A 19,012-nucleotide genomic window follows, 5' to 3' on the forward strand; every position below is an offset into this window, starting at 1 on the left:
TTGCCTTTTCAAATCATCAAAGTCAGGTTTATTTATGGGCTCTTTGCCTTAGCCTGCGCCCTACTCTCTACTTCGATTTGTTTAGCGTCGCAAGGTACTGAGCAGTCATTACAAACGGATAAACAAAATTTAAAAATAATAGCCTTGGCACCACATATTGTAGAGCTGCTATTTGACATAGGTGCTGGCAAGCAAATAATAGCTACTGGTTCATATGCCGACTATCCAGAGCAAGCTAAAACACTGCCCAGAGTGGGAGATCATAGTCGTTTGCAAATCGAAAAAATATTGAAGTTGAAAGCCGATATCGTGATTGCTTGGAGAAGTGGAAACCCACTGGAAGATTTAGCCAGACTAGAACAGTTTGGCATTCCCGTTATTTATTCTGACCCCAAACAATTAGAAGATGTCGCTAAAGAACTCCTCATGTTTGGCGAAGTGACGGGTAGACAAACGTTAGCCCGGTTGCGAGCCGACACCTTTGTAATGGGCTTGAAAAAATTGCGCGAGCAATATGCCAATCAAATTCCAATTTCAGTCTTTTTCGAAATATGGTCAGCGCCACTACAAACCATTGCGGGAAATGCATGGCCACAGCAACACTTAAATATTTGCGGCGCACAAAACATCTTTGCTGATTTATCGAATGACTACCCTTCCGTGTCGCTAGAGCAAGTAATTAGTAAAATGCCGCAGGTTATTATTCAACCTAAAGCAAATAAACAATTAGCAAGTAGACTTTATGATTGGCAGAAATTTGATTTTTTGCCGGCGGTAAAAAACGATTTTGTATTTCGCCCTGATGCAGACAGGCTATATCGAATGACGACACGAGTATTGGATGAAGTTCAGGTTATCTGTGAGCAGATTCAACTGGCTAGGAGATACTATCAACAGCAGCAAAGCTGAAGTAATCCATAATTTTAGAAAATGGAGCGCTCCTATAATTAAGAGACACTCCTTAAGTTATCTCAGATTAAGATGCCGCTTGTTTCGAGCCGCCTAAACAATTAGGTGAATCGGGGGAGTTACCGTACAAACTCTGCCACTCTTCACCAGTGTAAGTATGTAACGCCAAAGCGTGTATTTGCTCCGCAAGCTCTTCTTTGAGGACTGCGTTTACCGCTCTGTGGCGATTAATTAAACGCTTACCAGCAAATTCAGGCGTGACCAAAACCACTTTAAAGTGGGTTTCAGCGCCATTAGGTACATTGTGCATAAAGCTTTCGTTGATAACCTCCAAATGTGCTGGATTGAAATGCGACAGCAACTTCTTTTCAATATTATTTTGGATATTCATGATGTGGTCCCTCTGTGTGTCTAACTATAAATTTAGCCTGTTCGGGAAAAATTAAAAAACTATTTTTTCATGTTTTCGACTAAGTGATTGAGTCTGATAGATATAATTTCCGGTCGATGACTCGGCTATTCTTATAACGACTAAATTTGTTGAAATATCTTGCGAAATGTCAGATTTATGCGTCCTGCCATTAATTGACTGCGTTTAGGAAGGCTATGTTGCCAAAATTGTTGGGTATTTCCAGCCATTATTAACAAACTGCCATTGTGCAGTGGAAATCTCACTTTCTGACCGCTTTGCATATGTTTAAAATCGAAATCACGGGTTTGACCTAAAGTTAATGAGGCAATAATCGGTTGTCTACCTAGTTCTATTTCGTTATCGGCATGCCAACCCATGCTGTCTTGCCCGTTGCGATACCAATTTGCCAAAACAGAATTGAAATGGGTTTCACAAACTTGCTCTAAAGTCTTTTTAAGCTGTTGCAACTCGCTGATCCAAGGATTAGGTTGCATGCTCAAACCTGAATACTGATAAGTAGCCTCTTGATCTCCGTACCATGCCTGTAAACGCGGAATCGCCACCGTTCGTCCATAGATTTGAATTGAATCTTGTTGCCAAGCTAATTTAGTCTGTAATTTCTGATACAATTCAGTGGCAGTGTCCTGCTCCAAAAAATCTGCCTGATAATGCACATCTGCATCTTTCATCGGCATTTGAGTAAGGCCTGCTTGGTGGGATGAAAATAAATCCTGTTGCATATAACTCACGTGAATCCTGCTGAAATGAACACTAGCTTTAACTTTTTAGGAAAGTCCCTGCAATTATACCGCTATCCAAAGCGATTTACTCACCCTAGTTGGCAAGCATGGGATGCCGCAGACGAATTGATCCTCGATCATATTCAACAAAACCAAGACAATATCGATCAAACCAATATTGTTATCCTGAATGATGATTTTGGCGCGCTAAGCTGCTGGTTGCACGACGCCAACATTCACCATGTGAGTGATTCTCTAGTTTCCCAGATGGCATGTAAACAAAATATTAGTCTAAATAACTTAGACAATACCCAGATCACCTATATTGATAGTTTAGCGCAAATGCCGCAACAGCCAGACTGGGTAATCATCAAAATACCCAAAACGCTAGCGCTGCTAGAACATCAGTTAATTCAGTTACAAAGCGTGGTTTCAGCAAAAACTAAAATAGTGGCTGCAGCTAAAGCTAAGATGATACAAAAATCGACCTTATCACTGTTTGAAAAGTACCTCGGAAAAACTCATACATCCTTAGCGAAGAAAAAGGCTCGCTTAGTCTTTTGTGAACCTAATCTTGGATTACAGCAAAAGCCGTCGCCCTATCCTACTGTTTGGAAAATGGACCAAGAACCTTTTACCATTAACAATCATGCAAATGTGTTTGCTCGTCAACAAATTGATATTGGCGCTCGTTTATTAATTGATAATTTACCGGATTGTACAGCTAAAACCGTAGTTGATTTGGGTTGTGGAAACGGCGTTTTAGGCTTATGCATATTAAAACGATATGACAATGCAGAAGTCATTTTTATAGATGAATCATACATGGCTGTCGCATCAGCTAAACTCAATGTGCAAAATAACTTGCCGACACAGATGCACCGAGCACGTTTTATCGTTAGCAACTGCCTTGAACAATTGGAAAATCAAACACAAATTGATATGGTAATTTGTAATCCACCGTTTCATCAACTGAATACCATCACTGATCACATTGCGACCCAAATGTTTGAAGATGCGCACTTAAAACTCAAAAAGGGTGGTGAGTTACGGATAATCGGCAATAGGCATTTAGAATATCCGCAAAAATTAAAGCGCTTATTTGGTGGCTATAATGTTATTTCAAGTGACAAAAAATTTAGTATTTTATCTTCGTTGAAGTAGAGAGTAATTATCATGAAAAACTGTTTGTTAACGCTGACATTCATCTTAGTCACGTTTTTATCCCACGCAAAACCCAAAGACGATGGTTCACAAATTCAACCTGATAATTATTACCCAAGAGTGATGATGCATACGACCATGGGCGACTTTGTCGTTGAGCTTGATAGATCTAGAGCCCCCATCACAGTGAACAATTTTTTACGCTACGTGGATAAGCGCAGCTTTGAAGGGACTATCTTTCACAGGGTCATCGCCGACTTTGTTGTGCAAGGTGGAGGTTATGATAAAGACTTCAAAGATTTGTCCAAGTTTCCGGATATTTACAACGAAGCTGGAAACGGTCTAAAAAATCAAACCTATACCATAGCTATGGCGCGTTCGAATGATCCTCACTCGGCAAATCGTCAATTTTATTTTAATCTCAGTGACAATGAGAGCTTAGATCCTGGTAGGAAGTGGGGGTATGCCGTATTTGGTTATGTCACTGAAGGCACAGATATTTTAGATGCTATTTCTCAGGTAGAAACCCAATATGACGCCATTATAGGTTGGGCCGATGTACCAATAGAACCGGTAATATTAAACAAAGTGACAATTTTACCACCACTGTAGTTATTCAAATTTAGAGTTAAGCGCTATTTTGAATAGGTAAACAGCATAGTGTCTTCTGCTTGGTGTTGAACGATCTTGGTGTACTTAAAACCCAAGCGTTCAATTAGATTGATTGACTGTGTATTTTCTGCTGAAATCATAGCGTGCACGGTTTTTAAGCCTAAACGTTTACAATCGGCTTGTAATACACCGTTACAAGCTTCTAGTGTCAAGCCTCTGCGCCTAAACGCGGGCAAAATTGCATAGCCAATGTCAGGGTGGTCTAGGAAGGGTCTTTTTAACATACCGCAAATTCCCATAGGCCGGTTTTTTCGATTATCACAGAATACGTACAAACCGTAGCCATTTTGCTGATAAGACACAAAAGGGCCATTCTCAATGAATTCACGGGCATCAGCTTGATTGTGAATGTTGCGGTCACCGATGTGCCGAATCCAATCTGGATCATTCACTAATTCTAATATGAAGAAAGCTTCTGCTAAAGTGACTTTGCGTATATTTAAACGTTCTGTCTGCGCAACTAGGGTACCTTTACAATTCATAAATTGGTCATTTCATTGGTTTGCGAGAAAACACTACGGACTTTATTTTTGCCGGCTTTTTTAGCTAAATATAGTGCTTTGTCGGCTTTTTCTAGCAAGGCGACAACACTCTCCCCCTGCATAGCTGTGAGACCAACACTGATTGAAATATTACATTCTAATATTTGGCTATTTATCGACCGCACTTCGTTTCGCATTCTATCTGCAATTTGCAACGCATTGTTTGGATTAGTCTCTATCAAGATAACCAAAAATTCGTCGCCGCCCATTCTTCCTACATAATCAACATCACGGACGTGTTTTTTGATGCTTCTTGAGATATCTATAAGTATCTGGTCACCAAAAACATGACCAAACCCATCATTAATTTGTTTGAAGTTATCCACGTCAATCATTAACAGAGACAACGGATGATCAAAACGTTCACTTCTGGCCATTTCCCTTTTTAGCGCACTATCAATAGCTCTGCGATTAAGCAGTTTAGTCAGATGATCCTGTTGAGTAAGGGTGCGTAATTGCCGGTTTGTACTGCTTAATTTAGAAATCTCTTCAAAGCTTTTCAATCTACTTTTTTCAATTAAATGAGCCACTGCAAAACACACTAGCGTACTGCTAAAACCGAGACTTATATCGAACCAAATATCACGGCTTAGACTATTTACAAGCAATCCGATAATAAGCCCTAGAAAGGCAAAACCGAGAATGCTCAACAAATAACTTAGGTGCCCTTGCAGCGAAAAGCACAGTAGCATCATGATAAAAATAAAAGGCGCTATGCCATGTCCATCATTGACACTCAGTAGCGACCAGAAAACACCTACACTGGCAAAAAACACAGTAAACAGAATTTCAATGGCGTTGACAAATGATGACAACCTAGGGAGTGCTTTTAACTTGCGTAACATCAAAACATTACACGCTGCGAAAACAAAAGAAACCATATATAACAGGGTATATGGCATGTTGGCGGCAAAGAGCATATCACCACCAAGGCGAAGGTGATTTAATAATTGAATACCGAAAACCACAGATGCCAAACAAGAAAAGTAAATGGCATACTGAATGTTATTGGAATTACTGTGAACCAAATAATCTGCCAGAAAAGCAGGTTTTGGTTTGGGAAAAAGTCGTGACATCAATCCACTCGTAAAATCGAAACCTATGTGTACTTCATTTTATTGGAGAACAAACAAAGCAATACTTGTTAGTGCGTCGATTAAAAATCCATCACTTCTAGTTTAACAAAAATTGGATGCCATACCACGTATTTTGTCGATCCAAACCACTAAATATAAGTTCAGATTCCTGAATCAGGCGTTATTAATGGAAAAACTCATTACCTGTTCAATATTATTGAGCTCACACGCAAGCATAATTAGCCTATCAACTCCCAGCGCGACGCCTGAACAATCAGGTAAACCACTTTCCATAGCAGCCATAAAGTGCGGGTCTAAAGAAATCTTTCCTAATCCATTTTGTATACGAGCTTGATTGTCCCGTTCAAATCGTGTTTGTTGCTCCTTCACATCGGCCAGTTCATGGTACCCATTGGCAAGTTCTAATCCTTTGAAATAAATTTCAAAACGCTCAGCAACTCGTGGATCATCTTTATTCAACCGCGCTAATGCAGCTTGTGATGCGGGAAACTGGGTTAATGCCACAGGTCTTAAACATCCAATTTTAGGTTCGACAACTTGGCTACAAAGCAGTTGCAACAACACATCTTTCGAATTCTCTACTTGGGCGATATTAGCAAAGCCAAAATATTCTGCTTTGCGTTTTAACTCCGCTAAACTGCAGGTCAAGGGATCGATATCACAGTATGTAAGAAACGCCTGCTGATAGCTTAACCTGTCAAGTGGTTCTGTTTTGAGTACGAGTTGTAATAGCGCATCGACTTCGTCGATTAACTGCAAATGGTTAAAACCCACTCGATACCACTCTAACATGGTAAATTCTGGATTATGCTGCTTGCCAGCCTCTTCATTGCGGAAAGATTTACACAATTGAAAGATACAGCCGCTACCTGCACACAAAAGTCGTTTCATGGCAAATTCTGGGGATGTCTGCAAAAATAAATTTGCGGGTTCTGGGTTCAGAGGGCTATTGAATTGAGTGTTAAATGCGTGCAAATGTATATCAGTGACACCGGCGTGGGCTAACGCAGGCGTTTCCACCTCTAATACATTACGTTGTGCAAAAAATTGGCGGATCTGAGCGTTAATCTCAGCCCGTTTTTTCAAAGTTTGAATAGACGCGGTTGGTCGCCAGTTAACTGATGAATTCATAAAAACCAGATAAATTGCGAGCCCAATTGAGATTGGGCTCTAGAAAGGTAGACTACTTTTGAGCCCGTGAAACGTATTCACCGCTGCGAGTGTCAACTTTTATCACTTCGCCAGTTTGTACAAACAAAGGTACCCTAACTACTGCACCGGTGACCAAAGTGGCTGGTTTACCACCTGTACCTGCAGTATCACCTTTCAAACCAGGATCAGTTTCTGTGATCTCTAGTTCAACGAAGTTTGGAGGCGTAACAACAATTGGGCTACCATTCCACAAGGTGATTGTGCAATTGTCGTTCTCGACTAGCCATTTCACATTTTCACCAACTGCTTTTTCGTCAGCGGCAATCTGTTCGAAAGTTTCGTTGTTCATAAAATGATAGAATTCGCCATCGTTATACAAATACGTAAGTTCCGTGTCCATTACGTCTGCACCTTCGACGCTATCACCGGATCTGAATGTTTTTTCTAACACTTTACCGGAAATAAGTTTACGAATTTTAACGCGGTTAAAGGCCTGACCTTTACCTGGTTTAACATATTCGTTCTCAAGAACGTTGCAAGGTTCGCCGTCGAGCATTATCTTTAAGCCCGCTTTGAATTCATTTGTGCTGTAATTAGCCATAAATCCTCTAAATTAATCGATTGAGTACTCGTTTGGCGCTGATAATACCTAAAAAATCCATCTCTGTAGAGAGTAACTGGCAAAAAGAACTGGCAACTAGTTTTAATGATCCGCAAAAACTGCTGGAATATCTTGATATTCCAGTGGAAAAACAGATCGAAAATATTAAGGCTAGATCACTTTTTCCCATGCGTGTCCCACAACACTTTGCTCGTTTAATGAGCAAAGGAGATCCCCAAGATCCGTTGTTTAAGCAGGTCTTCCCATTATATGAGGAATTCCTTGAAGACCCCAGATACACTGTGGATCCGTTGCAAGAGCAAGAAACCCCACAGCAAGGGATACTACACAAATATCAAACCAGAGCTCTGCTGATGGTGCGTGGTGGCTGTGCAGTCAATTGTCGTTATTGTTTTCGCCGGCATTTTCCATATCAGCAAAATAGTTTAAATAAACAAGGATGGTTGGAAGCCTTGGATTATATTGCGCAAGATTCAAAATTAAATGAAATTATATACTCCGGTGGTGATCCGTTAATGGCTAAAGATGACTTTTTGGCTTGGCTTACCAATCAAATTGAACAAATTCCCCATATTACACGACTAAGATTACACACACGTTTACCCGTGGTGATTCCCAATAGAATAGACTCTCAATTGACCAGTTGGATTTCACAGTCTCGTTTAAAAGTAATTATGGTACTGCATGTTAACCATGCTAATGAAATAGACTCAAATTTGATTGCAAAATTAAATTTACTCCGGGAAAAACAGGTAACACTGTTGAATCAATCCGTTTTGCTCGCAGGGGTGAATGACACTGCGGAGAGTCAAATAGGGTTAAGTGAACGCCTATTTGAAGCAGGGGTGATGCCCTATTATCTGCACATGCTAGATAAAGTAAAAGGTGCTTCGCATTTTGATGTGAGCGAAAATCAGGCAAGGGAAATCATGGCTGAAATGATAAAGCGCTTGCCAGGATTTCTTGTCCCAAAACTCGTTAGAGAAATTGGCGGACAACCTGGCAAGACACCTCTAGACTTACATCTTCATCCTTAATTAGGCGAATGTATTTACGTTCGACCCAAGTGCAGGATTTGAAGAAACTTTTGGTACGTCAGCCGCTGATTCCAACAACTGAAGCGTCGCCTGGCCTTGTGTCTCTTGATTTGATTTCGCGAGTTGCAAGGCTTTTGTTTCAAGGGACGCACCGGTAGTTCCAGATGTATTTACACCCTGAAGTTCCATACCAATTACCTCATTGCTTGTAGCAATTTAAAAAAACAGGCAAAATTACCCGTCCACGGTCGTTATCGGCCCACAAAAAACTTCCTTGAGTATTTTTTTTCACTTTATTGAGATCATTTTTCATGTCCGCACAATCGAACAGTACACTTCGCCCGTTATTTGAAAAATTAACCGAAAATATGCAGCTCATTTATCGTAAGTCGATAGATGCAGATGAAGCATTATCTAAATTGCAACAATCTGGAAAAGGCAAGTTTAATCATATCTTTGCTGAAGATGCCGGCTTTGCAGTTCAAAGCAAACGTTTCATGCCCTACGTTAAAGAACTCGCCGCTGAGGTAGCCAGCTTGGAAACCGCGGATCAAGCGCAATTTGAAAGTTCGCTGCCTGAGATTGTCAAAAAAATGGAATTATTATTGAGCACCTTGAGCCAATTAAAAACCACCTTGTAAGTGCTGGTTGTTCCCATAGCTTAATAATCACCGAGCCCCCTATCAAAATGGCGTAACTGACAACCAACAAGATAGGTTGTTTTTTGAGCATATTAGACCATAATAAATAAAGGGATCTCTCACCAATAAAAAGCAAATTAAATAAACTGAGCATAAATGTTTTGCATGTTTAATATTTGGAGGTATGAGTATGGAAATTACAGCAGGTAACAGCCTGAATAATCTATCTAAATCTCTTTCTAGTGCTGCTAACGGTAGAGAGTCTAGTGTGAATGCATTTGGCATTGGGAATGCCAACAAACCTGAAGTTGAACTGTCAGCTCAGGCTCGGATTTTACAACAAAACGAGCAAACACAAAATGAACGAAACCAAAGTGCCCAAATGAACAGTCAAAGTAACCAAACCGAGGCACTTTCTGGTACTGAATTTATTCGCGTTTCCAGTAGCGTTGGTTCAGCTGCTCGCAATAATCTGACTACCGAAAAAGCCACAGAAGTCTACCGCTCTATTCAAGATCTTCTATAGCAGGTTATTACTGTCACTTTCTTTGATAGTAAGATCTTGGTACAGGGGAAGATTTTCGATCTGCCGGTTAATACTGCGCACAACCTCCTTGTATTCCTCACTTTCGACATTGCCATATTGCCGGCTGAAAACGTCCTTACTCAATCCCTCGGGTAAGTTATCAATGATAGGGAAGAACTGATCTTCACTTTGGACTTGTGCCAAAGCATCTTGCAATGCTTCCGCATATTGGGGATCTATCGCCATAACTGCCAACTTAATACCGGCCAAATCAGCGGCTAAATCAGCGAAGCTAAAACCTGATCCCCCTTCAGCCCTATCCATCAACTCCTTAAACTCTCCCACAGCATTGCTTATCCCCTGTTGGGTTAAAATTTTGATTGCTGCGGAAATAACAAAATGTTGAGTTAAATCACTACGCCCTCTTAAAAGGGGCCGATAATAAGGCATAACCACTTTGTTTTGATATGGTTGCACGTCACCAATAAAATTGGCCATGCGGTGATGACCTACATAAATCGCTAGGGCTAGTAAAGCCGATTCATTTTCTAGTACCGCTGACGACTTAGCCGTTCTAACCTTTACTTTTTTGAATAAGGGATTGATGTAATCTGCTAATTGTAACCCTGCTGGATGTTGAGAAAAACTCAATCCGTCTAAATACGTCAAATAATAGCTAACTCTTTGTTTAAGTTCCTCATCACCGCTGCCTGACAGACCGTTTTTAATTTCATTTAAACTAACCAAAAACTCATGAATAGGAATTAGCCTAACGTTTAGTTCATCAGCAGAAACAGTCACTTCAGAGACTTGATTTAACGCCAAGTCTCCCAAATCACTTTTGGTCCAGCGGTTGATAATAAACGTCATCATCGAAATAGCCCAGTCCCCTGAAATGGGTAAATCACCTAAATGTACATTAGCCACTTTAATGCCCTGAGCTGGGACTAACTCACCTTCGAAATTAACATAAGCTGTTAGCCAGTTGATGGGAATTTTATAGCTAAATTTAACGCCTAGCTTTTGTTTACTTGTGTCTATTTGCCCTGAGAACTCCGGAACAGCGCGTTGTAAAAAGCCTACAATACTGTTCATTTGCGCTTTGGAAATAACAATGGTTTGGGGAATGTAGCGCTTACGAGTGACTTGTCGTGCTTGAGAAAGCAGTAAATTTATGGTGTCTGCATCATCCACTTGTACAGATGCGTTAGCAACGACAATGGGCTTTGATTCAACAATTAACACCGTTAAAATAATTAAGCATGCAACTAAAGTTAGCAATAGTACTTTGCATAATTTAATGATTTTTGACATAAGGTGACGTCCAAACAACTTGCAACACCGAGCTGATAAAATTCATACTTGTTTTACCGATTTACTTAATTTATGTGATGGGAAACCAACTCTGTATTCTGCTTGAAGCCTGAACTATAAGTCACTTTTTAACAGTCTATGTCGACGACTTCTATAGTACAGTCAGGCTCTGCAAAAGAATCATAGATCACGTAGCAACCTTGGTCAGTAGGAACACCTGAACTAGGTACAGCGTAACCTATTAATGCGTATTGATTAGTGGTTCGCGTTTCTAAATCTTCGTCTGATGAAATATCCATGAATTCGAAGAAATCCACAGAATCGCCTAATTCAGATTCGGCTTCCGGGCAAAGATTCCCAAAGTAGAGTTCAGTCTCCGCAAAGCCAAAATCAACAATCAGCTCTGATTGACCATCACCAGGATTCACTGTAGACGTTTCAAGCCCTTGGATTCTGGCTTTATTTTGCACTAAACGAACGGTGGTACGCATATTTCCAGCAATACCATTTAGCACCGAAATCTTTGCATCACTTGAAATTCCGACGAATTTTGGTGCAGCAAACACCGTTAGGATACCTAATATCACAATAACTAAAATCAACTCTATCAGCGTAAAACCACGTTGAACTAAATTCACACATTCACCTGTCTATTTGTCACTTTTTTGTAGCTAATTATGATTACTTAAACCTCAGCCATATTGCCTTTAGATTCCAACCATACCTTCCGATCTGGCGCGCGCTTTTTGGAAAGCAACATATCCATTAGCTCCATCATTTGACCAGCATCGCCTTCAGTAAGTTGGACTAAACGACGAGTATTGGGGTCCATTGTTGTTTCTCTAAGTTGCATAGGGTTCATTTCACCCAGCCCCTTAAATCGTTGCACATTAACCTTACCGCGTTTCTTTTCAGCCTCGATACGGTCCAATATCCCCTGCTTCTCACCTTCATCGAGGGCGTAATAAACTTCTTTACCCACATCTATTCTAAACAACGGCGGCATGGCAACATATACGTGCCCGCGATTAACTAGCGTTCTAAAGTGACGCACAAATAAAGCGCACAGTAGTGTTGCAATATGCAATCCATCGGAGTCTGCGTCGGCAAGTATGCAAATTTTGCCGTAACGTAGCCCACTTAAATCTTCTGAGTCTGGATCTATGCCTAAAGCAACCGAAATGTCGTGGATCTCTTGGGATGCCAGCACTTGTGAAGAATCAACTTCCCAGCTATTCAGTATTTTCCCGCGCAGCGGCATGATAGCTTGGAAAACCCGATCTCGAGCCTGCTTAGCTGAACCACCAGCGGAATCACCTTCCACTAAAAACAATTCTGAGCGCTCAATATCTTGGTTGGTACAGTCGGTTAACTTACCCGGTAACGCTGGCCCTTGAGTGACCTTTTTACGAGCGACCTTTTTACTTTGACGTAAACGACGTTGGGCATTGTTAATACACATATCAGCCAGCAATTCTGCCACGTCAGTATGTTGATTCAGCCACAAACTAAAGGCATCTTTAACCACCCCTGAAACAAAGGCTGCGGCTTGCCGAGAGGACAATCGCTCTTTAGTTTGTCCAGCAAATTGCGGGTCCTGCATTTTTGTTGACAAGATATACGCACATCTATCCCAGATATCTTCTGGTGATAATTTCACACCACGAGGCAATAAGTTTCGGTATTCACAAAACTCTCGCATGGATTCAAGCAGCCCCTGTCGCAGTCCGTTTACGTGAGTACCTCCTTGCGCTGTTGGAATCAGGTTCACGTAACTTTCAGTCACTAACTCGCCACCTTCTGGCAACCACATCACCGCCCAATCTGCGGCTTCATGATTACCTGCCAGTTTACCTACGAAAGGTGCATCTTCAGGTAATGAGATATATTCACTGACTGACTGGTATAAATAGTCCCGTAAGCCGTCCTCATAATGCCATTCATGGCTTTCTTTACTGATTTTATTGTCGAACTTAATTTTAAGGCCTGGACATAAAACCGCTTTGGCACGCAAAATATGCAATAACTTGGTAACTGAAAATTTAGCGGAATCAAAATACACTGGATCAGGCCAGAACTTTAGGCCAGTTCCCGTATTACGTTTACCACAGGTATCCACTATTTTGAGATCTTCGACCTTTTCGCCATTTTCGAACGCCATGCTGTAAACATTACCGTCTCGTCGAATCACTACCTCTACACGGGTAGATAATGCGTTCACAACCGATATTCCCACACCATGCAAACCACCAGAGAACTGATAGTTCTTGTTGGAAAATTTGCCACCGGCATGCAATTTAGTCATGATCAGCTCGACACCTGAAATCCCTTCTTCAGGGTGAATATCCACCGGCATACCACGACCATCATCAACCACTTCCACTGATTGGTCTTCAAACAAAGTGACTTTGATATTACTGGCGAATCCAGCCAAGGCCTCATCGACACTGTTATCGATAACTTCCTGACTAAGGTGGTTAGGGCGAGTGGTGTCCGTATACATCCCCGGACGACGTTTAACTGGATCTAATCCGTTAAGGACTTCAATTGCATCAGAATTATATTGGTTTGACATGCTTTTTATTCGATTTTTGTTGCCAAAAGGAGGTGATTGGTCACACCTGTACTGCTACTGATGTTACCAACTCAAGATGCACTGAGCAATCAACATATTGTGTTTTTCTTTAGGCAAAAATAACATTCAATTTTTCCTCCCAATAAGACAAAGAAAGACTAGGGGCAGATGAATTAAGTTATGTCAGCAAAAATTCAAATATTTCTGGCAAATGATCGCCGTAGTTTTGGAAACTATGATCGCCTCCCTGTTCAATGGTCAGGCGACTATTCGCATATTTTTGTTCTGCTTGACGATAATCTAAGGTTTCATCATTAGTTTGCAATAGTGCCCAATACGCCTGCGGATCCTTTAATTCAGTTGTGTTTAAATCAACAAGCTGCTGAATATGCGGTTCTTGTAAGGTAAATTCTTGAGCAGTGTAGGGATTGATATGAGTGCCTAAAAATCCTTTCAATAACTCAAAGGGACGCACCGCAGGATTGATCAGCACGGCTTTGCCACCAAACATTTCAACCAAATGAGTGGACATAAACCCGCCCATAGAACTGCCAATAAAACCTAGCTTTTTACCTTCATATTTGCGTGCCAAGGCTTCCAACATTTGAGCTGCATCTAGCGGATAGTTGGGTACTTGCGGTACTTCCATTGTCAATTCTGAATGGTGTTGACGCACATAAGCTAGAGTTTGTTGAGCTTTAACAGATTGCGGCGAACTCATAAAACCGTGAATATAAATTAGTACATTTTCCATTTAACCTAATTGCTCCTGTTGCAAGCGGATAGTTTGATTATCGAAAGTCCCATCGTTATGCAATTGATAAACCTTGAAACCCGGCATTTCCTCGCTTAATGCAAAATCAGCCATATTCGCAAATTGCCAACAAGTAGACGGACTAGATTGAAAACAACAGCCATGCAGATTTTGTTGTATATCATTATGAATGTGTCCGTATGCGACTAACTTCACTTGCGGCAGTTGCTTTATTTGATGAACAAATTGGTGACGGTTGAGCCATTCATGTTTATCCATCCAACCACCACACTCAATCGGGTGATGGTGACAAACAATCATATGAAAATCGTCAGGGTGATTCTGCAACTTATTTATCAAACTTTGTAAATCTGCAGCACCAACCTGTCCCAAAGTCCCTTGATGACGAGTGTCTAAACCATGAATAACCCAGTTGTCTTGTCGCCAAGGTTGCCCCTTTGCTAAATCAAATTGGCCTAACAGGCTATCAAATAAACCAGTTTGATCGTGGTTACCAGCAATAACTTTTAGGTTGTGGGATAGGTTAAACTGTTCCATCAAATCCAAAAAGTGCAGGTAACTTTGCTCGCTATCGTCACCTGAAATGTCACCGGTTACTATTATCCCGTCGGGATTGAGTTGCTCAACCCGTAACAACAATAACTTGAGGGTTTGGTAGGGATTAATATTATTGTAGCCAGATTTGTTTTTGTCTTTAAACAAATGGCAATCACTTAGTTGGACTATCTTTGCCATGATAATTTACGCTAAATCTCTGAAGAGCCTATTGATTCAGCGTGACGCAAACAAAACGATAACCATTCAGCAAGAAATCGGTTGGTCATTTCTTTTTCGTTGGGCTGGTGCATATTAGTATTGGGGTAGGCATAGCTGGGTTTGAGTGAGCCAATGTGTTGCGCACTGAGTACTTCCGCTACGTTGGCGTCATGATATAGCCGAATCTGCATCACTGGACGTAAAAAAGCAGGCACGCCATCCGCCAACTGGGCTAACTCAACAGTACTGGTATAACGACTACTATCAATAATTTTTACGCGATAATACAAACCATCGTTAATTTCAAAAGTATAACTTAGTGTCACAGTGTCACAGTCAGGTAACAAACGCAGCAAACGCGCATAATTAGCCTCACACACCGCCAGCAATGACGGTAAGTTTGGAACATATTTGCGTTGTCGACTAAGTGTTTTCATGCCAAGTATTACGTACTTTTTGTTCGTTAATAAGAAACCATTGTAACGCGATAAGCGTAGCAGCGTTATCGATTTTCCCTTCGTTTAGCCAATCAATTGCTTCTAACTTAGTCGCGCGACGTACCAAAATATCTTCACTTTCATGATCGAGTCCGTGTACACCATGGGCAGTTGACGCGTCCACTTCACCTACATAAATATGAATCCGCTCTGTGGTCCCACCGGGGCTTGAAAGGTAACTCAATGCTTTGTGTAGACGTTTTATGGTAACACCCGCTTCTTCGAAAGCTTCACGACGACATACCTCTTCGATGGCTTCATCTTTCTCAATCATGCCAGCAACAATCTCAATCAACCATGGCGATTCACTAGTGGCATAAGCCCCAATACGAAATTGTTCGATAAAAACAAATTCATCTAGAATTGGGTCAAACAATAAGACAGCAACGGCATGTCCTCGCTCTAACACTTCACGCTTAACTGAACTACTCCACCCGCCATCAAATAAACGATGGCTAAATTGATAATCGATCAGTTCGAAAAAGCCACTATAAAGTGGTGCAGTTTTAGTTAGTTTTACATCGTTTTTAGTAAACGTTGGAAAAGGCTTCAATTTATTCATCCCCAAATTTAATACAGATCTGCTAATTTATCAGTTCAATTACCTTGATATACAACCTATCCCATAGCCTAATAGCATTATTAATTTCGCTGCTGCTTTGCTTCCCAAGAAAGTACCGATATTTTGCACAAAACATTGGGGAAAATACGCGAGCTTGCTTAGCAAAGTACAAAAGCGAAGTAAAATGGCAACAGAGCATAGGTTCTAGCTAACATATTCTGTTACACTTCAAGGGATACTGTTACCACTTATCGATTTCGGTTAACGCTTGATTTACTTACACTTTGAATCGAAATAAAAATAATCGAATAAACTAGCATCATGCAATACACTACGGAACATAAATAGGAAAGCAAATGAAAAAATCAATTCTGTCTCTGCTTATTGGCTTTAGCGTGGCCACTCAAGCCTATGCAGATGATCTTTATCAGGTGTATCAACGCGCACTGGAACAAGATCCCACGATCAATAAAGCGAAAGCTGATCGCGACGCAGCCTTTGAAGGCATATCAATCAGTCGGGCGAACTTATTGCCTCAAGTTTCTGGTGTTATTAGCTATAGTAAAAGTTCTCAGGAATCACTTAATTATTCAAACGACAGTTCGTCGCCATCAATAATTACCACTGACACAACCAATTTGGGTTGGGATATCAACCTTTCGTTGTCGGTATATGACCATAAGAATTGGGTTGGTCTAAATCGAGCAGAAAAAATTGCTCAGCAAAGTGACACCACTTTTGCATTGGCCAAACAAGAGCTTATTGTTAGAACCACGATTGCCTATTTGGCGGTACTTCGTGCCAAAGATGGCTTAGAATTTGTGCAAGCAGAAAAGCGCGCGATTGAACGTCAGTTAGAACAAACTAAACAACGCTTTGAAGTAGGATTAACTGCAATTACTGATGTGCATGAAGCTCAAGCTAATTTCGATAATACGGTTGCACAAGAAATTGTGGCTGAAAATTTAGTTGAACTTAGATTAGAAGAATTGCGAGAAATCACTGGCAAGTATCACGATAACTTGTCGGTACTCAATACTGAAAGCTTTTCAGCTTCAAGACCCATTCCAGAGCGAGTAGATGGCTGGCTTTCCATCGCCGAAGAAAAGAATCTGGATTTAATGGTGAGTAAATTGGCAACTGAAATAGCCAAAGATGACATTAAACACGCTCGAGCTGGCCATTATCCAACAGTTAGCCTCACGGCCTCAATTGGCAGTGATGATACCGAAGTTCTTGGTATTGACTTACCGGCACGAGACAATGATTCGATAGGCCTAAGCTTAAATGTGCCTATTTACTCAGGTGGCAGTGTGAGCTCGCAAACGGCCCAAGCAAAATACAATTTCATTGCAGCCAGTGAAAATTTAGAGTTGACCCATCGTTCGACTGTTCGCTCTATTCGCAGTTCTTATAATGATGTAGTGGCAGCAACGTCAACGATTCGCGCTTTTGAACAAGCGGTTATTTCAGCACAAAGTGCGCTCCAAGCCACTGAAGCAGGATTTGACGTAGGTACGCGCACCATAGTTGATGTGCTTAACAGCACTCGTAACCTGTTTGATGCGCGTCGGAATCTTGCCAGCGCACGTTATGATTTCATCTCCGCAGTAATGACCTTGAAACGTTCTGCAGGTAACCTAACAGAACAAGACTTAGAAGATATTAACCGAGGGTTAAGACCCGCTTCTTAACCCCATTAACGTGCAAAAAATCCGTTACCGGCTTTGCCGCTAGCGGATTTTTTATGTTCACCTTGTCATGCTGTTTGATAATATATCGGCGCTTTGTTTAACTCTTTCTTTGGACTCCAACTGACATGAATGCGTCTGCAATAAAAGCTAAATTTATAAAGATTCGGTCTAACAAAATTTTCGAACTTGTGGTTATTTCGGTAATTATTTTTTCGGCCTTACTAGTTGGCGCGAAAACTTATGAAATGTCACCGACTCTAATATCGGTCACCACCTTTTTGGATTGGTTTATTACCTTTTTCTTTTTCGCTGAAATAACCATTCGTTTTTTTGCGGAACCTCGTAAACGAGACTTTTTTAAAAGTCTTTGGAATATATTTGACACCTTAATTGTATTGGTAAGTATTATTCCTGCAGACAACACCGACATGGCAATAATAGCCCGTTTGGTAAGGGTTTTTAGGGTGCTCAGAATGGTTTCTATTATTCCTGAACTGCGCCTACTGTTAACATCATTGGTCAAAGCCATGCCCCAACTCGGCTATGTCATGTTATTAATGTTTATAATCTTTTATATTTATGGAGCAATTGGAAGCACCTTATTTGAAGAAATTAACCCTGTGCTATGGGGTGATATTACAATTTCCATGTTAACTCTATTTAGGGTCATGACGTTTGAAGATTGGACTGACGTGATGTATGAAACCATGGAGGTTTATCCACTTAGCTGGATATTTTATTTAACCTTCATATTTTTAAGTGCCTTTGCTTTCCTAAACATGGTGATAGGTATTGTGGTTAATGTCATGGAACAGGAAAACCAAAAAGCACGAAATGATAAGATGTTGGAGTTAGGCGAACCGACAATTGCTGACTTATCCAAACAATTAAATGACATTCACGAGCAGATTCAACAACTTAATAAAAACAATCAACAAAAAATATCTGTAAAATCAGAAGGTAACTGAACATCACCAATCCGTTGTGTTGGCAAAAGGCGCAGAGTGCAGTCAGCGGATTGGTCAACTTCCCCCACGAATGTAAACATTTATGCTCACTGCTTTGTTAATTTATTCATCTCAAATGAGAGTAAAGCCGCTCTAATTGCACTATAAAGGTATAGCGTCAAAAAATTATTGACGTTTGGACGTTTTTTAAGGGATTAAGCGTCAAAAGTATAGCTAACCATAACTATTAGGTAAATTAAATAACCGTAAAGACAGTAAAAGTTGTATTATTCAATTTTTAAAAGCTGGCATTGTTTTCGCTTAGTAATAATTAAAGCAGTGAAACCAAAATGATAGCTAACAATGATTGTACCAGTG

22 protein-coding genes are annotated in these 19,012 nt (G+C 40.7%); 8 read left to right on the forward strand and 14 right to left on the reverse strand.

Annotated features, from left to right (window positions below; all coding sequences use genetic code 11):
* The gene (locus KO530_RS13470) at window positions 1–909 is read left to right on the forward strand and encodes a cobalamin-binding protein (protein WP_252729255.1); all 909 of its coding nucleotides are present in this window, start codon (window positions 1–3) and stop codon (window positions 907–909) included.
* A 67-nt stretch (window positions 910–976) separates the two neighbouring features.
* On the opposite strand, the gene KO530_RS13475 is transcribed toward KO530_RS13470, so the two are convergent.
* Both KO530_RS13475 and KO530_RS13480 read right to left on the reverse strand, forming a co-directional pair.
* On the reverse strand, window positions 977–1,300 hold the full coding sequence (locus KO530_RS13475) for a BolA family protein (RefSeq protein ID WP_216048962.1): 324 nt from the start codon (window positions 1,298–1,300) through the stop codon (window positions 977–979).
* Between the two features lie 140 nt (window positions 1,301–1,440).
* Entirely contained in the window at window positions 1,441–2,061 is a 621-nt protein-coding gene (locus tag KO530_RS13480; RefSeq protein WP_216049205.1) for an alpha-ketoglutarate-dependent dioxygenase AlkB family protein, read from the reverse strand.
* A gap of 24 nt (window positions 2,062–2,085) precedes the next feature.
* Here KO530_RS13480 and KO530_RS13485 point away from each other — a divergent pair, with 24 nt between their 5' ends.
* Window positions 2,086–3,225, forward strand: coding sequence for a methyltransferase (locus KO530_RS13485; RefSeq protein WP_216048963.1), 1,140 nt, complete (start codon window positions 2,086–2,088; stop codon window positions 3,223–3,225).
* A 12-nt stretch (window positions 3,226–3,237) separates the two neighbouring features.
* Window positions 3,238–3,837, forward strand: a complete 600-nt coding sequence (locus tag KO530_RS13490; protein WP_216048964.1) for a peptidylprolyl isomerase — start codon at window positions 3,238–3,240, stop codon at window positions 3,835–3,837.
* Window positions 3,838–3,860: 23 nt separating this feature from the next.
* On the opposite strand, the gene KO530_RS13495 is transcribed toward KO530_RS13490, so the two are convergent.
* The 4 genes from KO530_RS13495 to efp form a co-directional block, all read right to left on the reverse strand.
* On the reverse strand, window positions 3,861–4,379 hold the full coding sequence (locus KO530_RS13495; protein WP_216048965.1) for a GNAT family N-acetyltransferase: 519 nt from the start codon (window positions 4,377–4,379) through the stop codon (window positions 3,861–3,863).
* Window positions 4,376–5,515, reverse strand: a complete 1,140-nt coding sequence (locus KO530_RS13500; protein ID WP_216048966.1) for a GGDEF domain-containing protein — start codon at window positions 5,513–5,515, stop codon at window positions 4,376–4,378. Before KO530_RS13500 ends, KO530_RS13495 begins: the two co-directional genes overlap by 4 nt.
* Before the next feature lie 174 nt (window positions 5,516–5,689).
* The gene (gene epmA / locus KO530_RS13505) at window positions 5,690–6,667 is read right to left on the reverse strand and encodes an elongation factor P--(R)-beta-lysine ligase (protein ID WP_216048967.1); all 978 of its coding nucleotides are present in this window, start codon (window positions 6,665–6,667) and stop codon (window positions 5,690–5,692) included.
* 52 nt (window positions 6,668–6,719) lie between these two features.
* Window positions 6,720–7,289 (reverse strand): elongation factor P, encoded by a 570-nt coding sequence (gene efp, locus KO530_RS13510; protein ID WP_216048968.1) that lies wholly within the window; start codon window positions 7,287–7,289, stop codon window positions 6,720–6,722.
* Between the two features lie 32 nt (window positions 7,290–7,321).
* Between efp and epmB the strand changes: the two genes are divergently transcribed.
* Window positions 7,322–8,347: an EF-P beta-lysylation protein EpmB gene (gene epmB / locus KO530_RS13515; protein ID WP_216048969.1), complete on the forward strand. Its 1,026-nt coding sequence runs from the start codon at window positions 7,322–7,324 to the stop codon at window positions 8,345–8,347.
* Here the strand turns inward: epmB and KO530_RS13520 are convergent, their stop codons facing one another.
* On the reverse strand, window positions 8,348–8,536 hold the full coding sequence (locus KO530_RS13520; protein WP_216048970.1) for a hypothetical protein: 189 nt from the start codon (window positions 8,534–8,536) through the stop codon (window positions 8,348–8,350). It abuts the gene before it with no gap.
* Window positions 8,537–8,658: 122 nt separating this feature from the next.
* On the opposite strand from KO530_RS13520, the gene KO530_RS13525 reads away from it, so the two are divergent.
* Window positions 8,659–8,988, forward strand: a complete 330-nt coding sequence (locus KO530_RS13525) for a hypothetical protein (protein ID WP_216048971.1) — start codon at window positions 8,659–8,661, stop codon at window positions 8,986–8,988.
* Between the two features lie 190 nt (window positions 8,989–9,178).
* Complete coding sequence (locus tag KO530_RS13530; protein ID WP_216048972.1) at window positions 9,179–9,514, forward strand: hypothetical protein; 336 nt, start codon at window positions 9,179–9,181, stop codon at window positions 9,512–9,514.
* Here KO530_RS13530 and KO530_RS13535 read toward each other — a convergent pair.
* The 7 genes from KO530_RS13535 to nudF all read right to left on the reverse strand — a co-directional run bounded on the left by KO530_RS13535 (window position 9,509) and on the right by nudF (window position 15,993).
* Entirely contained in the window at window positions 9,509–10,828 is a 1,320-nt protein-coding gene (locus KO530_RS13535) for a hypothetical protein (protein ID WP_216048973.1), read from the reverse strand. The genes KO530_RS13530 and KO530_RS13535 overlap by 6 nt on opposite strands.
* 128 nt (window positions 10,829–10,956) lie before the next feature.
* Window positions 10,957–11,466 carry a pilus assembly FimT family protein gene (locus tag KO530_RS13540; RefSeq protein WP_216048974.1) on the reverse strand — a complete coding sequence of 170 codons (510 nt, stop codon included), beginning with the start codon at window positions 11,464–11,466 and terminating at the stop codon, window positions 10,957–10,959.
* 47 nt (window positions 11,467–11,513) lie between these two features.
* On the reverse strand, window positions 11,514–13,403 hold the full coding sequence (parE, locus tag KO530_RS13545) for a DNA topoisomerase IV subunit B (protein WP_216048975.1): 1,890 nt from the start codon (window positions 13,401–13,403) through the stop codon (window positions 11,514–11,516).
* Window positions 13,404–13,581: 178 nt separating this feature from the next.
* Window positions 13,582–14,157 carry a YqiA/YcfP family alpha/beta fold hydrolase gene (locus KO530_RS13550; protein ID WP_216048976.1) on the reverse strand — a complete coding sequence of 192 codons (576 nt, stop codon included), beginning with the start codon at window positions 14,155–14,157 and terminating at the stop codon, window positions 13,582–13,584.
* Complete coding sequence (locus KO530_RS13555; RefSeq protein WP_216048977.1) at window positions 14,158–14,913, reverse strand: metallophosphoesterase family protein; 756 nt, start codon at window positions 14,911–14,913, stop codon at window positions 14,158–14,160.
* An 11-nt stretch (window positions 14,914–14,924) separates the two neighbouring features.
* Complete coding sequence (locus KO530_RS13560) at window positions 14,925–15,371, reverse strand: DUF1249 domain-containing protein (RefSeq protein ID WP_216048978.1); 447 nt, start codon at window positions 15,369–15,371, stop codon at window positions 14,925–14,927.
* Window positions 15,358–15,993: an ADP-ribose diphosphatase gene (gene nudF, locus KO530_RS13565; RefSeq protein ID WP_216048979.1), complete on the reverse strand. Its 636-nt coding sequence runs from the start codon at window positions 15,991–15,993 to the stop codon at window positions 15,358–15,360. Before nudF ends, KO530_RS13560 begins: the two co-directional genes overlap by 14 nt.
* Before the next feature lie 356 nt (window positions 15,994–16,349).
* Between nudF and tolC the strand changes: the two genes are divergently transcribed.
* Window positions 16,350–17,687, forward strand: a complete 1,338-nt coding sequence (gene tolC / locus KO530_RS13570; protein WP_216048980.1) for an outer membrane channel protein TolC — start codon at window positions 16,350–16,352, stop codon at window positions 17,685–17,687.
* 125 nt (window positions 17,688–17,812) lie between these two features.
* Window positions 17,813–18,655 (forward strand): ion transporter, encoded by an 843-nt coding sequence (locus KO530_RS13575; RefSeq protein ID WP_216048981.1) that lies wholly within the window; start codon window positions 17,813–17,815, stop codon window positions 18,653–18,655.
* The last annotated feature ends 357 nt before the right edge of the window (window positions 18,656–19,012 follow it).

The organism is Aliiglaciecola lipolytica, assembly GCF_018860635.1.
Lineage (GTDB): Bacteria > Pseudomonadota > Gammaproteobacteria > Enterobacterales > Alteromonadaceae > Aliiglaciecola > Aliiglaciecola lipolytica_A.

What these genes read in the sequence shown, in the direction of transcription:
- KO530_RS13495 (WP_216048965.1), bottom strand. Translation starts at nt 4,379, where the DNA reads ATGAATTGTAAAGGTACCCTAGTTGCGCAGACAGAACGTTTAAATATA.
- parE (WP_216048975.1), bottom strand. Translation starts at nt 13,403, where the DNA reads ATGTCAAACCAATATAATTCTGATGCAATTGAAGTCCTTAACGGATTA.
- KO530_RS13555 (WP_216048977.1), bottom strand. Translation starts at nt 14,913, where the DNA reads ATGGCAAAGATAGTCCAACTAAGTGATTGCCATTTGTTTAAAGACAAA.
- KO530_RS13550 (WP_216048976.1), bottom strand. Translation starts at nt 14,157, where the DNA reads ATGGAAAATGTACTAATTTATATTCACGGTTTTATGAGTTCGCCGCAA.
- KO530_RS13525 (WP_216048971.1), top strand. Translation starts at nt 8,659, where the DNA reads ATGTCCGCACAATCGAACAGTACACTTCGCCCGTTATTTGAAAAATTA.
- KO530_RS13520 (WP_216048970.1), bottom strand. Translation starts at nt 8,536, where the DNA reads ATGGAACTTCAGGGTGTAAATACATCTGGAACTACCGGTGCGTCCCTT.
- nudF (WP_216048979.1), bottom strand. Translation starts at nt 15,993, where the DNA reads ATGAATAAATTGAAGCCTTTTCCAACGTTTACTAAAAACGATGTAAAA.
- KO530_RS13575 (WP_216048981.1), top strand. Translation starts at nt 17,813, where the DNA reads ATGAATGCGTCTGCAATAAAAGCTAAATTTATAAAGATTCGGTCTAAC.
- KO530_RS13490 (WP_216048964.1), top strand. Translation starts at nt 3,238, where the DNA reads ATGAAAAACTGTTTGTTAACGCTGACATTCATCTTAGTCACGTTTTTA.
- KO530_RS13530 (WP_216048972.1), top strand. Translation starts at nt 9,179, where the DNA reads ATGGAAATTACAGCAGGTAACAGCCTGAATAATCTATCTAAATCTCTT.
- efp (WP_216048968.1), bottom strand. Translation starts at nt 7,289, where the DNA reads ATGGCTAATTACAGCACAAATGAATTCAAAGCGGGCTTAAAGATAATG.
- KO530_RS13475 (WP_216048962.1), bottom strand. Translation starts at nt 1,300, where the DNA reads ATGAATATCCAAAATAATATTGAAAAGAAGTTGCTGTCGCATTTCAAT.
- KO530_RS13480 (WP_216049205.1), bottom strand. Translation starts at nt 2,061, where the DNA reads ATGCAACAGGATTTATTTTCATCCCACCAAGCAGGCCTTACTCAAATG.
- KO530_RS13560 (WP_216048978.1), bottom strand. Translation starts at nt 15,371, where the DNA reads ATGAAAACACTTAGTCGACAACGCAAATATGTTCCAAACTTACCGTCA.
- epmA (WP_216048967.1), bottom strand. Translation starts at nt 6,667, where the DNA reads ATGAATTCATCAGTTAACTGGCGACCAACCGCGTCTATTCAAACTTTG.
- KO530_RS13535 (WP_216048973.1), bottom strand. Translation starts at nt 10,828, where the DNA reads ATGTCAAAAATCATTAAATTATGCAAAGTACTATTGCTAACTTTAGTT.
- KO530_RS13500 (WP_216048966.1), bottom strand. Translation starts at nt 5,515, where the DNA reads ATGTCACGACTTTTTCCCAAACCAAAACCTGCTTTTCTGGCAGATTAT.
- tolC (WP_216048980.1), top strand. Translation starts at nt 16,350, where the DNA reads ATGAAAAAATCAATTCTGTCTCTGCTTATTGGCTTTAGCGTGGCCACT.
- KO530_RS13485 (WP_216048963.1), top strand. Translation starts at nt 2,086, where the DNA reads ATGAACACTAGCTTTAACTTTTTAGGAAAGTCCCTGCAATTATACCGC.